At 40.2% G+C, this 14528-nt stretch carries 14 protein-coding genes; 4 read left to right on the top strand and 10 right to left on the bottom strand.

Going from position 1 to position 14528, the window contains the following annotated elements; translation table 11 throughout:
* Positions 1-13: 13 nt before the first annotated feature.
* The 9 genes from mnmG to STYK_RS09760 form a co-directional block, all read right to left on the bottom strand.
* On the bottom strand, positions 14-1927 hold the full coding sequence (gene mnmG / locus STYK_RS09720; RefSeq protein WP_000221903.1) for a tRNA uridine-5-carboxymethylaminomethyl(34) synthesis enzyme MnmG: 1914 nt from the start codon (positions 1925-1927) through the stop codon (positions 14-16).
* Positions 1917-2345: an NUDIX hydrolase gene (locus STYK_RS09725; RefSeq protein ID WP_261804960.1), complete on the bottom strand. Its 429-nt coding sequence runs from the start codon at positions 2343-2345 to the stop codon at positions 1917-1919. Before STYK_RS09725 ends, mnmG begins: the two co-directional genes overlap by 11 nt.
* An 11-nt stretch (positions 2346-2356) precedes the next feature.
* Positions 2357-2812: an NUDIX hydrolase gene (locus STYK_RS09730; protein ID WP_261804961.1), complete on the bottom strand. Its 456-nt coding sequence runs from the start codon at positions 2810-2812 to the stop codon at positions 2357-2359.
* A 140-nt stretch (positions 2813-2952) separates the two neighbouring features.
* Positions 2953-4074 carry a tRNA 2-thiouridine(34) synthase MnmA gene (gene mnmA / locus STYK_RS09735; RefSeq protein WP_261804962.1) on the bottom strand — a complete coding sequence of 374 codons (1122 nt, stop codon included), beginning with the start codon at positions 4072-4074 and terminating at the stop codon, positions 2953-2955.
* A gap of 749 nt (positions 4075-4823) precedes the next feature.
* A complete protein-coding gene (locus tag STYK_RS09740; RefSeq protein WP_261804963.1) occupies positions 4824-5453 on the bottom strand; it encodes an ABC transporter ATP-binding protein in 630 nt (209 codons plus the stop codon).
* Complete coding sequence (locus STYK_RS09745) at positions 5450-7558, bottom strand: bacteriocin-associated integral membrane family protein (protein WP_261804964.1); 2109 nt, start codon at positions 7556-7558, stop codon at positions 5450-5452. Before STYK_RS09745 ends, STYK_RS09740 begins: the two co-directional genes overlap by 4 nt.
* A gap of 54 nt (positions 7559-7612) precedes the next feature.
* Positions 7613-7897, bottom strand: a complete 285-nt coding sequence (locus tag STYK_RS09750; RefSeq protein ID WP_049500737.1) for a lactococcin 972 family bacteriocin — start codon at positions 7895-7897, stop codon at positions 7613-7615.
* 507 nt (positions 7898-8404) lie between these two features.
* Positions 8405-9277 (bottom strand): helix-turn-helix domain-containing protein, encoded by an 873-nt coding sequence (locus STYK_RS09755; RefSeq protein ID WP_261804965.1) that lies wholly within the window; start codon positions 9275-9277, stop codon positions 8405-8407.
* A gap of 234 nt (positions 9278-9511) precedes the next feature.
* Positions 9512-10099 carry a hypothetical protein gene (locus STYK_RS09760; protein WP_261804966.1) on the bottom strand — a complete coding sequence of 196 codons (588 nt, stop codon included), beginning with the start codon at positions 10097-10099 and terminating at the stop codon, positions 9512-9514.
* 333 nt (positions 10100-10432) lie between these two features.
* On the opposite strand from STYK_RS09760, the gene STYK_RS09765 reads away from it, so the two are divergent.
* Positions 10433-11296, top strand: a complete 864-nt coding sequence (locus STYK_RS09765; protein ID WP_261804967.1) for a helix-turn-helix domain-containing protein — start codon at positions 10433-10435, stop codon at positions 11294-11296.
* 51 nt (positions 11297-11347) lie between these two features.
* On the opposite strand, the gene apf is transcribed toward STYK_RS09765, so the two are convergent.
* Positions 11348-11998: an aggregation-promoting factor gene (gene apf / locus STYK_RS09770; protein ID WP_261804968.1), complete on the bottom strand. Its 651-nt coding sequence runs from the start codon at positions 11996-11998 to the stop codon at positions 11348-11350.
* 239 nt (positions 11999-12237) lie between these two features.
* Between apf and sdaAB the strand changes: the two genes are divergently transcribed.
* The 3 genes from sdaAB to STYK_RS09785 are packed head-to-tail and all read left to right on the top strand — an operon-like array spanning position 12238 to position 14444.
* Complete coding sequence (sdaAB, locus tag STYK_RS09775; RefSeq protein WP_000838909.1) at positions 12238-12909, top strand: L-serine ammonia-lyase, iron-sulfur-dependent subunit beta; 672 nt, start codon at positions 12238-12240, stop codon at positions 12907-12909.
* 8 nt (positions 12910-12917) lie between these two features.
* Entirely contained in the window at positions 12918-13790 is an 873-nt protein-coding gene (sdaAA, locus tag STYK_RS09780) for an L-serine ammonia-lyase, iron-sulfur-dependent, subunit alpha (RefSeq protein ID WP_000500050.1), read from the top strand.
* A gap of 21 nt (positions 13791-13811) precedes the next feature.
* A complete protein-coding gene (locus STYK_RS09785) occupies positions 13812-14444 on the top strand; it encodes an HAD family hydrolase (protein ID WP_261804969.1) in 633 nt (210 codons plus the stop codon).
* Positions 14445-14528 lie beyond the last annotated feature (84 nt).

Below are 14528 nucleotides of genomic sequence, written 5' to 3' on the forward strand. Positions count from 1 at the left end.
GAGCTGTTTTTCTCTATGCTTTCTTTTCTTGATTTTTAGAAATACTACGATTTTTACCTTCCAGATACACCATCAAAATAGAAATATCTGCCGGGTTTACTCCCGAAATACGGCTGGCTTGGCCGATGGTTTCTGGATTGATAAGTTTGAACTTCTGACGGGCTTCGGTTGCGATAGAATCAATGTCATCCCAGTCAATATTGGCTGGAATGCGTTTTTCTTCCATGCGTTTCATCTTAGCTACCTGATCCATAGCTTTGGAAATATAGCCTTCGTACTTGATTTCTGTTTCAATCAATTCGATAATCTTGTCATCCAAGTCCTCTGCAGCTGGTCCGATGAAAGCCACCACATCTTGATAAGAAACTTCTGGACGGCGAAGAAATTCCTTGGCTGTCACTGCATCGGTTAACGGCTTGAAGCCCATCTCCTCAACCTTGGCATTGGTTTCCTTGACTGGCTTGAGTTTGATGCTGTCTAGGCGTTTCATCTCATTATCAAATTGGTTTTTCTTAATCTCAAATCGAGCCCAACGTTCATCATCCACAAGTCCAATCTCGCGTCCCATCTCTGTCAAACGCATATCAGCATTGTCATGACGGAGGATGAGACGGTACTCAGCACGACTGGTCAATAGACGGTAGGGTTCAATCGTTCCCTTGGTCACCAAGTCATCAATCATCACCCCGATATAACCGTCACTGCGTTTTAGAATCAACTCAGGTTTGCCTTGGATTTTCAGAGCCGCATTGATACCTGCGATAATCCCTTGCCCAGCAGCTTCTTCGTAACCTGACGTTCCATTGGTCTGACCAGCAGTGAAAAGTCCAGAGATTTTCTTGGTTTCCAGAGTCGCACGCAACTGGTGTGGCAAGACCATGTCATACTCAATGGCATAACCTGTTCGCATCATCTCTGCATTTTCCAAACCTTTGATGGAATGAACCAAGTCACGCTGGACATCCTCAGGTAGACTGGTTGAGAGGCCTTGGACATAGACTTCCTCTGTATTGCGCCCTTCTGGCTCAAGGAAGAGTTGGTGACGTTCCTTGTCCGCAAAGCGCACAATCTTGTCTTCAATCGACGGACAGTAACGAGGTCCCACTCCCTTGACCACACCTGTAAACATAGGCGCACGGTGGAGGTTATTTTGGATAATTTCATGACTGGTACCATTGGTATAGGTCAACCAGCATGGCACCTGATCCTTGACATAATCCTCATCACGTGAAGTATAAGAGAAGTGATTAGGCGCTTCGTCTCCTGGCTGAATCTCTGTCACATCATAGTTGATAGAAGAAGCCTTGACACGTGGAGGAGTCCCTGTCTTGAAACGACCGATTTCGAGGCCCAGTTCCTTGAGATTGTCAGCAAGGTTAATAGAAGCCAAGCTGTGGTTAGGACCTGATGAGTACTTGAGGTCTCCGATGATAATTTCCCCACGGAGAGCAGTCCCTGTGGTCACGATAACAGCCTTAGCAGCATACTCTTGATGGGTCGCTGTACGAACACCGACAACCTTGCCGTCTTCCACCAAAATCTCATCAATCATGGTCTGACGAAGGGTCAGATTTTCTTGATTTTCAACCGTCTTGCGCATCTCCTTAGAATAAAGTTCCTTATCAGCCTGCGCACGAAGGGCACGGACAGCTGGCCCCTTCCCTGTGTTGAGCATCTTCATCTGGATGTAAGTCTTGTCAATGGTTTTGGCCATCTCGCCACCGAGGGCATCAACTTCACGCACAACGATTCCCTTGGCAGAACCACCGATAGAGGGGTTACAAGGCATGAAAGCCAGCATTTCAATGTTGATGGTCGCAAGCAAGACCTTACAGCCCATACGGCTAGCAGCTAAGGAAGCCTCGACCCCAGCGTGTCCCGCACCAATTACAATAATATCGTATTCTTCTGTAAAATTATAAGTCATTTCTTAACCTTTCAAAAATTTCTCGCAAATAAGGAACTAACTTCTCCTCCTCTAGAGCTTGATCCATAGTAACCCATTTAAAGTGTGTATGCTCTTCAGGATCTAATCTGATAATCGGCTTCTCCCCAACCCACTCTGCTTTATAAACTAAGCGAGTAAAGACAATATCCTTAGAGGTATCCAGTTGACTATCTTCGTGAAGAAGTTTGAGCGAACTGCTATCTAGCCTAACTCCCGCTTCTTCAACACATTCTCTAAGAGCTCCATCTCGCGGAAGTTCACCCTTTTCAACCCCACCACCAGGAATATCCCAATAAGTTGGATAAACATTGGGTTGTCCTCTTTTAATTTCCGAACGCTGAATGAGCAAATAATCATCACCACTATGAACAAGTACATGGGCAATAAGCTTAACCATTCTTTTCTCTCCTATTCCTCAAGATGGATGTGTCTTAGTTGGCCGTCCCAATCTGGCAGGGCTGTTTTTAAAAAGGCTGGAACTAGATTGATACCCTCAAGCTTGTCTATGTCAATCCACTCACAAGGCTGCCTTTTCTCATCTTCCTGCATGGTCAATGGGGCATCCTCAAGCAAGTCCACCAGATAATGAAACTCGATGTTGTGCCAATAGACACCATCTTCTTCAAAACGATTTTCAACAACAAAAGCTAGTTGCCCAGCTTGAGCTTCGACACCCAGTTCTTCCCTCACTTCACGGACTACCGCTTCTTCCGTGCTTTCATTGACTTGAATCGCACCGCCGATAGTGTAATGCTTGCCCTTATCTTTGGTAACTAAGAGCTTGCCATTTTGGATAATCAAGGCTGTCGCCCGAACGCCAAAAACTGTATTTTCCACTTTTGTCCGAAAGTCTTGTTGAGTCATTCTTGTCCTTTCCCTTAAACGACACAAAAACAGTCAAAACTCCAAAGAAGTGCAGGACAAAAAAGCCTGCAACATCCATGAGCTTTGACCATCATTTCTATTGCTTTTATTATTGTAGCAAATTGAGAAAATTTGTCAATCTAAATGTACTGACAAACTTGTCCATCGCGGTAGGCATTGTCAATCAAACCACCACCTAGACACTCTTCCCCGTCGTAAAAGACAACTGCCTGACCTGGTGTGATGGCGCGTTGCGGTTCTGCAAAGATAACCTCTGCCTTGTCTCCTTTGACATGGACGGTCACCTTCGAATCAGGCTGACGATAGCGGAATTTAGCCGTACATTCGAGCGTAAACTCCTCTGGCATGTCACGAGTAAAGTGAACTTGACTAGCCTCAAGGCTGGTTGACATGAGCGAATCATGGTAGAAACCTTGTCCGACATAGAGAATATTCTTGCTTAGATCTTTTCCGACAACGAACCAAGGTGCATTGTCACCACCGTGTTGACCACCGATACCGAGACCTCCACGCTGACCGATTGTATAATACATAAGTCCTGCATGCTCGCCCATATCGCGACTATCTACAGTCATCATGCGACCAGGCTGAGCTGGCAGGTAGTTGCTGAGGAAATTTTTAAAGTTCTTTTCTCCAATAAAGCAAATCCCTGTTGAGTCTTTCTTCTTAGCAGTCGCAAGGCCTGCTTCTTCTGCTAGTTTTCGAACTTCAGGCTTTTCCAAATGTCCTAGTGGGAACATGGTTTTTTGGAGTTGTTCTTGCGACAGTTGGCTGAGGAAATAGGTCTGATCCTTGCCATTATCCACACCGCGAAGCATGTGAACAGTGCCATCCTCATCACGCGCCACTCGGGCATAATGCCCAGTCGCTACATAGTCTGCCCCCAAGGTCATGGCATAGTCCAAAAAGGCCTTGAACTTGATTTCCTTGTTGCACATAACATCTGGATTTGGCGTGCGTCCTGCACGGTATTCCGCTAGGAAATACTCAAAAACGCTGTCCCAGTACTCTTTTTCAAAATTGACAGAGTAGTAGGGAATGCCGATCTGGTCTGCTACCGCAGCCACATCCTTGTAATCTTCGGTCGCCGTACAGACGCCGTTTTCATCTGTGTCGTCCCAGTTCTTCATGAAGATGCCAATCACATCGTAACCCTGCTCCTTGAGAAGAAGAGCCGTCACCGACGAATCAACACCACCACTCATCCCCACAACAACACGTGTTTTAGAGTTATCACTCATGGTAAGTCTCCCATCTATTCGTTTATTTATACCCCTCAAAATTCTATTTACTATGACTTTCAATAGAATTTCTTCGAGTATAGTCTTTTCGTTTGCTTTTAGGACTAGGCAACGAGTCGCAGGCATAACTTGAGTTAGGCAAGACGAGTTAACGACGTAATAAAAGATAAACGAAATGACTAGTTCACGATTGAAGGTCGTGTGTGCTTAACGATTGAAGGTCGCTTGAGCAGTATTCATTATAACATGCTTGGTTGGAGAAGACAAGAAAGAGGCTGTCAATCGACCAACCTCTTTCATAAAATAATCAATCCTTCAACAAAATCCATTGTTGAAATGCTGTTCTAAACCATTGATAGCTCAGATTTCCCAGAATAGAGCTGTCCTAACTATCGAACAGATTAAATCCATACATATCCACGCAATTCTATGTTTAGAATTGCCATAAAATAAATGTTTTAGGGATATTCTAAGTCTTTGACTGCTTAAAATTTTACGTTCTGAAGGATTTTAAAGCTAGAATAGCATAAAAATCATGAAAACTGAACTATTCGAAGCTTCAGAGTCATACGATTTCCATAGGAAGTATCTTTTTAGTACGTGTGGTTAGGAGGTAATTTTAGGGAATCTCCCAAAAACAACCGATTTCCTATTTTTATCAATCAAAAATGTTGATAAATGAGTGTTTTAAAATTAAATTTTAAAGGTATCCTTAAATTTAAAGATTTTTGATAAGATTTCTGTATTTTTTACAATTCAATGATACGATGACATTGTTGGGCTACATAAGCATCGTGGGTCACAATAATGACTGTTTTCCCCTCGCGATTCATCTCTAAGAGAAACTTCAAGACCAAATCTCTATTTTCAGGATCCAGAGAACCTGTTGGTTCATCGGCTAAAATCAGCTGGCTGGGTTTTAAGATGGCTCTAGCAACTGCAATTCGTTGTTGCTCCCCACCAGATAACTCGGAGACCTTTTGATGTAAAGTAGCTGGCAAACCTACTCTCTCTAAAATCTCTTCCACCTTTTTGAGCTTGTCTTTCTTGGACAATTTCACATATTTCAGCGCCAGCATGAGATTGTACTCGACCGTTTCATCATCAATCAGGGCAAAATTTTGAAACAGATAAGAGATATGTTCACGGATTATTGTTTGTGACTTGGCAGAATTAACCGCTAGGTTTGTCTGGCCAAAAATCTCATACCGTCCGCTATAATCACCATCTATCAAACCTAATAAATTTAACAAGGTCGACTTACCACTACCACTTTTTCCAACGATGGCAACCAAATCTCCCTGATCAATCCTGAGAGACAAGTGATCCAAAATCACTTTTCCTCCAATGGTTTTGGTAATATTTTCTAACTCAATCATAAGATGCCCCCTTTCAATAATTCTACTAGACTTCTTTTCTCCATCCTAGAAGCCAAGACTAGCACAAATAGTATATCCAGACATGTAAAGCCTGCAAACAGCAGGAGTGGCAAGAGCGCATGGGCAAAGAAAATCAATACTAGAAGAGGGAGACTATAGCCCAACAAGAGCAGAACGAGGAGAGGGCGGTAGCGATCGACCAGTTTCCACCCCATAAATTTCTTGGTAATGATGTCCCTGCGCTTCAATAAGAAAGTTGTTACTAGTAAGAAGTAGGAAATCATCATGCTAAGGAGACCAAACAAAGCAAAGAGTATATTAAGATTTCGAACTGCATCTCGATAAGAATCTACTTTCTCTTGTTGAATGGCTTGAAGCGATGAAAATTTTAAATAATTCCCATCTGATAATTTCTCAACTAACTCCGTAATCACTTTTTGATTTTGTTCTGTATTTTCAACTTTCATAGGATTGTTTAAACCTGTCGTTGACAAGCGAGTCTTTTCTTCCCACATCATGTCTTGATCATTTACCAGACTAATAATTGGATTGTGGAGGTTTTCCTTTCGCTCATTATTATAAGGGAAGAATGACCAATCTCCTTCATAGTAGGCAATTTCTACATCCATATCTTCTATCCTTTGCTTTTGCTGATCTTCATACCTCAGAGAAAGATAGGCTATGGATTTTCCCAAGAACTGATTCTTACCTTCTTGTCCTTTATCACTGGCTGGCATCAAAATAACTTTTTTAGTGCTGGTATCTGGTAACTTGAATCCCTTGCTCTTTAGAAAATTGCTATTAGCATAGTAAACATCTACCTTATCAGGCAGTTGGTACTGCTGTACTTGTTCAGCTTTGATGACTGGTTTGATAGGAAGACTCGCACTTCGCACATAATTTACTTGTATTTTTGCTAGCAAATCTTGATAAAATTGGTAGAAATAATCTGTAGATTTCCCTGACCCTGCTAGCTCTTCTTGCCACAGGTTATCATTGAGTTGGAAGGTTTCTAAGGTCAAGTAATTCCCTTGGCTTATCCACTGTTTCTGATAAGCAAGTTCTTTGTTTTCTTGTTCTAGACTTCTGCCTACCCCAATCAGTAAGGCCGTCAGTAAAATAGTTGTCCCTATTTTCATCACATAATTGAAGATGAGACCAAGTTTGACAGATGAAAAACCTTTCAACATGGAACTAACTGTCATTTTCTGAATCATCAGGTAGGTCAGCCAACTGATGAACAAATACAACTGTAAAAGCAGAAATTGAGATAAGAGTAAACTTGGGAACAGAAGTTTTGGCCTGTAGTCCAGCACTAAAAGTAGTCCCAAGTCAATGACAAGACTTCCACCCAAGAGAAGATAAAAATTAGTCTTTACAAAACCAGCTAAAATCGCCCCGCTTTGAAAACCAAGTAATTTTTGTACCCCAACTCTTTTCATCTCCATCATTGGCTGATACACTGTTACTAACACAAGAAGTAAAATAGCCAAGACAAAAACAATGGCAGATAAAAGCAAATCTCGATTTATGACTTCCACTGCACTTTTGTAGGTCGGCTCTAACAAGGTAGCCTGGTCTATCTTGAAAAAATCGCTCCATTTCTGTACAATCCTATCCTTGTCCATCTCTTGTGTAGAAGTTATCGTATAGCGACCATTTAAACTACGAGATGTATCCTTGATATAGGTTTGAAAAGTTATAAGCTGAATAGGCTTGGCTTTTAGAAAGGTCGGTATCGTACCAAGTTTATTAGAAATTTCTTTATTACTGTAGACTCCTTCACCATCTGTGGTAAAATCAAGAGAAGAAATCCCAAACTCTTGGTAGGGGAAGGTATCTTTATCAAAAACACCAGACTTGATTACCTCATCACCACTGTCTGTTTTGATGATGGAGACTTTGTACTCCTTTGATACATCCTCAAAAAATCGAAGAACAGACGCTGCAGGTTCGTTAATATCTTTCAAATACAAATCCAAAGAATCTACAGTCTTTCCCATTTCCCGAATCCGAACCGCTTCACGTGTGTAGTTTACATTAAAAACAAAAAAAGTGGTACACAGCAACAGCAGAAACATACAAAGATGACTGATTTTTTTCATAAAAGTACCTCCACTAAAGTTTTCCCTCTCCTAATAGGAGAGGGAAAATTTCACTTAAAATCCATAGAAATATTCTAATCCTGTTGGCGGAATTTTATTAAGGGAAGCTTGAGCCCAAACCTCGGGATCTTCACGATCCTTAGAGATTCTACCTCCATGCTTGACAGTTGCTGTATGAGATCGAGTAGAATGTAAATAATCAGAATATCCAAAAGTTCCTGTCCAACCTACTCCATAGTTCCATTGACCACCATCAACCCATACTGCTAAAGCATTTGTAGTAGCAAGTATACCACATACCATTAAAGATGCAACACCAATTCTAACTAATTTTCTCATGATTTATTTCTCCTATTATCGAGAGCTGTTCCGTAAAAACAGCTATAGTAATTTATCAACAAGTATCGTAGTCCATTGGACTCACCTTCATTCTATCTCATTCTTTAACAACGAACTTATTTTTAACCGGGAGAATAGTACGCTCCTGTATCAATACCTTGAGTAACTAGAGTAGTACTAATAAAACTTCGACTATTACTCAGTAGAAGTAGCACAACAAGCAATATAGATAGCGCTTTCAAATATTCGAATTTTAATTTTCCCATCTTGCCACCTTCTTTCACCTATATTATAAATCAACATATATAAACTGTCAAGCAATTAAAGTAAAAAATCATATATTTTTTTAAAAAAGAATTATAGTTATGTTTTGTGTATGAAGAGGATGGTCAAAACTCAATTTCAGGATAAAATGAAGTAAATATCCCCATAATAAAACGCATAATATCAGTTTTTTCAAAACCTGATATTATGCGTTTCTTTATTTTAAAGACTTTTTTCCCAGCCTCATACGTTCTCTGACTGCTTATCCATCAGATATTGTTCTACCTTGAGTGCCATGACTTCATTATTTTCAATTAGATAAAGCACCTTAGCTTTCATATAATAGTCCTTAGCAACAGAGAGATCAAGATCTTCTGTTACATTTCCCAACAAACAATATAAATCTGCTAACCTAAAGCTACTATGATATTTGTTACAAAATTCAATTATCTCCAATAATAGCGCTCTGGACTTGTCCATCTCCTCCTGTTTCCAAAGGTGGTAACAATAATTGTATTTTATTTTGATATACAACTCAATTTGTTCACGCACACTGGTATCGATTTTTGAAAGGGCTACGGAAACCTGATCATATAGTTGCTCAAATTTCTCCTTATCCTCATCATAGCCTAAGAAAATCAGCAGGGTATTCAAAATATATAAGTAGTCCACTTTATCAATACTAATCCTACTGAGGATGTCCTCTATTTTTGAAATAGCTAGTTTTAATTGATGTTCACATTGATAGGTTAGAATGGCATCTATCCAGTCCAGATAAATCTTTTCATCAAAAGATAAGGAAATCTGTTGCTTTCTTTCTCCCTCAAAGGCATATTTCAAAGAGGCATAATCTTGATTTTCCAATAATGTTTTAGACAATCTCTTGAAAGCAGACAAGCCTAGAAACTCTTTCGAAATTTCTCCTGAAAAGAAATAGTCCATATTTAAGCCCATTTTTTCAGATAATTTATATAACAAATCTGCTCCTGGCATATATTTGCCTTGTTCCATACGACTTATCTGAGTTTGTTGGCAAATTCCTTCTGCCAATTCTTTTTGCGACCACCCCAGCTCTTTGCGCTTATTTTTTAATCTTGTTGCTAATAATGCATGCATGCTATCCACCACTATTTATATTCTATAAAAACATTATACTACTTTTTGAGAAGATTATATCAAATTGGCTACAAAGAGTGAACAGATTTCCCTACATGTAAGCAAAAAGAGGCTGGGAAAAACTAACTTTCCAATAAAACCACACAGTGATTCTCTCAGCTTAATTGTGTTCAAGGCTGAAAACACTGTGTGGTTTTTGAATGTTTAGAGGTTAGTTTTTTGAGCAAGCGTCTATCAAAATGTCCGTTTATCTGTCAATAACCCGAGAAAATCTTGTCGTTTCAAGTCGGAGAAGTGTTTGGTAGAAAGACTTCCTTTTTGAAGTCCATCATCTCTAACCTGCAAATAATAGCTATGTTGGCTTGTTTTAATTGTCAAAAAATCGCCAAATATAAAAACTCTTTTCCAGTTGCGAATCTCAAATTCTTTCATCTCTGATTTTGGAATGCGGATAAGTCCTTGTCGCAAATCACGATGGTGCTCACTTGTGAAAGTCATCCCATTCCCAAGATTTCTTATCAGTAGTTCATCTGGAGTCACCATCACCAGCGCTATTTTAGTTAAGAAAATTTCAACTGTTGGTGGTAAAATCGCCAAATTAAACCAGGAATGTAGGTAGCGATAGGCTAAGAAATAATGAGGCTCCTCACCCAATCCTAGTTGTTTATATAATGTCTTAACCTCACTGTCTAATCTCGCTTCAAAAGACACATCCGAATGCTCTTCTTCCTTCTTCTGATTAAAATAACGCATCCAGACTAGAAAACCTATAAAGACTATAATAAATATTCCTGATAAGAGATATTTTACATTGTAGTTCATCACTTAACCTCCTGATTCACGACTCTACCTAAAGCAGAGTCGTATTTATTTTGAAAATAGTTCCATAACAACTTTAAATAAGACGGGTGTCATTAAAATTAGGATAGTTCCTATCACAAATATCATGACTACTCGAAAAAGCTCCTTATTTTTAAACATTTTTCCACCCCTTTTCTAACTACATCATAGTACTGTTAAGCCCATTTTAAAATTACACCAAGCTTTTCCACAAACTTATTTTAGTTTTATTTTCTACTTTTTATATTACTATGATACAATATTTTTAATAGGATTTTATTGTTTGTTAACTTTTTTCACGAAAAGGAGTAAATCATGCGTTATGATTTTGGAAAGGTCTATAAAGAAATACGAGAGTCAAAAGGATTGACCCAAGAAGAGGTCTGTGGAAATGTTCTTTCAAGAACTAGCCTATCAAAGATTGAAAGTGGTAAGGCAACTCCTAAATATGAAAATATGGATTTTCTTCTCCGGCAAATGAATATGAGTTTTGAAGAGTTTGACTACATCTGCCATCTCTATCAGCCGAGCCAACGGACAGAAATCATGCAAACTTATCTCAATATGAATTCCATCATTGGTGGCAGTGGTCTAGTTCATTTTTTTGAAACATGCCAAAACTATCTCAAGACCCATCACGACCTGCCTATAGAAGAAATCAGGGATATGCTTGAAGTTGTCATTCATATCCGTCAACATGGTACAGAGAAACTGTCAGACCAAGTGAAACAAACTGTCACAAAACTTTGGGAAAAAATTGAAAAACAAGATACATGGTATGAAAGTGACCTAAAAATCCTCAATACCATCCTTTTCAGCTTTCCAATTAAACACCTCCATCTCATCACTGGAAAAATCTTGCAACGCTTGGAAGTCTATAAAAACTACCAACATTTATATGACTTGCGAATGGCAATCCTACTCAACCTTTCCACCATTTACTTATACCATCAAGACAAAAACATGTGTCAACAAATCTGCTATACTTTACTAGAGGATGCCAAGAACAAGAAAAGCTGCGATATGCTTGCTATCTGCTATGTCCGTATTGGGATTTGTAGGGATGATGCTAAACTTATCCAAAAAGGGTTCTCCCTTCTGGAGCTGACCGATGAAACTTCCATTCTAGCCTTTCTCAAAAAAGAAGTGGAGACCTATTATCAACCGAAGGAAAGATAAAAAAGTCGAGGGATTTCCTCGACCTTTTCATATTATTCTGTTCGTTATTTCTTAATACCAGCCGTTGTTAAGCCAGAAGTTTTTAGCGGCTGACCATGAACCGTAACGTCCTGCAACGTAAGCATCTGCTACACGCTCTTGGTTTTCAGCTGAGTAGTCACCGTTCAAGTATGAATCTGTCAATTGGTAACGTCCAATGTATTGGCCGTTTGTAGCTGTATAGCTACCACCTGATTCTTTTTGTGCAATCCATTCTTTAGCTTCTGCTTCAGATCCACTTACAGTTGCAACTGGTGCTGAAGTTTCTGCTGCAGCAACAGTTTCTTCTGCTACAGGAGCGCTTGCAGCTGGTGCTGCTTCTTCTACTACTTCTGTAGTTTCTGCTACTGGAGCTGAAACAGTTTCATCTTGAGCAGCTGGTGCCGCATAAGTAGCTGGCGATGGTGTTGCAACAGGTGCTACAGGACCATCGATAACCAACTCTTGACCAACATAAATCAAATGAACGTTGTCGATGTGGTTGTTTTCTGCCAATTTCTCAACAGTTGTGTTGTGAGTTTCAGCGATTTCTGAAAGTGTATCACCTTCTTTAACAGTGTAAGTTGATGATTCTTGAGCAGATACAAATGATGGAGCAAATACTGCAAACAAGGCAGCTACTCCTGCAAGAGTTGTTTTAATCTTTTTAGTTGTTGATTTCATATTCGAAAATTCTCCTTCTTTCTATAGTACTATCATACCCTTTAAATATTACTGTTTCTTGACACTTTTATGTAGAAATATTACAAAATTATTTTTTATTTCCCTAAATAAGCTATTTTTTGTTACAAAAGATGCTTTTTTATGCTATTTGTAGTGTAAAAAGGTTTTTATCCACAATTAAAGCCAAGACCTTCATTCTTTGATATAATAGAGATAAGAATTTTTATAAGGGGAAACTGATGAAATCACTTCGTTTTCAATCTGTCTTTGATATCATCGGACCAGTTATGATTGGCCCATCTAGTAGTCATACCGCTGGTGCTGTTCGTATTGGGAAGATTGTCTCTTCCATTTTTGATGATACTCCGACAGAAGTCGAATTCCAACTATTTAACTCATTTGCCAAAACCTATCGTGGTCACGGAACAGACCTAGCCCTTGTTGCAGGTATTTTGGGCATGGATACAGATGATCCTGAAATCCCAAACAGCCTGGAAATTGCCCACAAGCGTGGCATCAAGATTGTCTGGACCATTCAGAAAGACAGTAATGCTCCTCATCCAAACACCACTAAAATTACCGTCAAAAATGCTCACAAGACCATCAGCGTGACTGGTATTTCTATCGGTGGAGGGAATATTCAGGTCACCGAACTCAATGGCTTTGCCGTCTCTCTCAATATGAATACACCGACTATCATCATTGTTCATCAAGATATTCCAGGTATGATTGCCCTCGTAACAGAGGCCCTTTCCCGCTATGATATCAATATCGCCCAGATGAATGTTACTCGTGAAAAAGCTGGTGAAAAAGCTATTATGATTATCGAAGTTGACAGTCGCAACTGTGATGAGGCTATCGAAGAAATTCGAAAAATCCCTCATCTCCACAATGTCAATTTCTTTAAATAGGAGGAAGCATGTTTTATTCTATCAAAGAATTGGTCGAGCAGGCAGAACTGGACTTTCAAGGAAATGTCGCAGAACTCATGATTACAACAGAGTTTGAATTGACTGGTCGCGAACGTGAAGAAGTCTTCCTTCTCATGGAACGCAATCTAGAAGTCATGAAAGCCTCTGTCCAACTTGGCCTCAATGAAAATAAATCTCGTAGTGGCCTGACAGGTGGAGATGCTGCCAAATTGGATCACTACATCAAAAACGGAAAAACTCTGTCAGATTACACGATTCTCTCTGCTGCCCGAAATGCCATTGCAGTCAATGAACACAATGCCAAAATGGGCTTGGTTTGTGCCACTCCGACCGCAGGAAGTGCTGGCTGTCTGCCCTCAGTTCTAACAGCTGCTATTGAAAAATTAGACCTCAGCCACGAGCAACAGCTGGATTTCCTCTTTGCTGCTGGTGCCTTTGGACTAGTCATCGCAAACAATGCCTCTATCTCAGGGGCTGAAGGTGGCTGTCAGGCCGAGGTTGGTTCGGCCTCTGCTATGAGTGCTGCAGCCTTGACTCTAGCTGCCGGTGGAACACCTTATCAGGCTAGTCAGGCCATTGCCTTTGTCATTAAAAATATGCTAGGCCTCATCTGTGACCCTGTTGCCGGCTTGGTCGAAGTTCCCTGTGTCAAACGCAATGCCATGGGAGCTAGCTTTGCCTTCATCGCAGCAGACATGGCCCTGGCAGGTATCGAATCTAAAATCCCTGTGGATGAGGTTATCGATGCCATGTACCAAGTAGGAGCAAGCATGCCAACTGCCTTTCGTGAAACAGCTGAAGGTGGACTCGCTGCCACTCCTACTGGTCGTCGCCTCCAAAAAGAAATTTTCGGAGAATAACTTATCAAAATAGGAGAAACCATGACCTCTATCACAGCGATTTTTTTCGATCTGGATGGAACCCTCGTTGACAGTTCTATCGGGATTCACAATGCCTTTACTCATACTTTTAAGGAGCTCGGGGTGCCTAGCCCTGATGCCAAAACTATTCGTGGTTTTATGGGACCGCCCCTTGAAAGTAGTTTTGCAACCTGCCTGCCCAAAGAACGAATTTCTGAAGCCGTGCAGATATACCGTTCTTACTATAAGGAGAAAGGCATCCATGAAGCTCAACTCTTTCCTCAGATTGTAGACTTGCTTCAAGAACTATCTAAGAATTACCCTCTTTATATCACCACTACAAAGAATACCCCTACCGCTCAAGATATGACTAAAAACTTGGGAATCCATCATTTCTTTGATGGCATTTATGGTTCCAGCCCTAAAGCACCCCATAAGGCAGATGTCATTCGCCAAGCCTTACAGACACATCAACTAGCACCAGAACAAGCCATCATCATCGGAGATACCAAGTTTGATATGATGGGAGCTCAAGAAACAGGCATTCAGAAATTGGCCGTCACTTGGGGATTTGGAGAGCAAGCAGACTTGCTAAACTATCATCCTGATTTTATCGCTCACAAACCCATAGAAGTTTTGGAGTATTTTCAATAACATAGACTGGGCGACAACCCCATTTCAGAAGAAAATAAAGTAAGTCTCTACATAACAAAACGCATATTACCAAGATTCTTCAGA

The organism is Streptococcus toyakuensis (assembly GCF_024346585.1).
GTDB lineage: Bacteria > Bacillota > Bacilli > Lactobacillales > Streptococcaceae > Streptococcus > Streptococcus toyakuensis.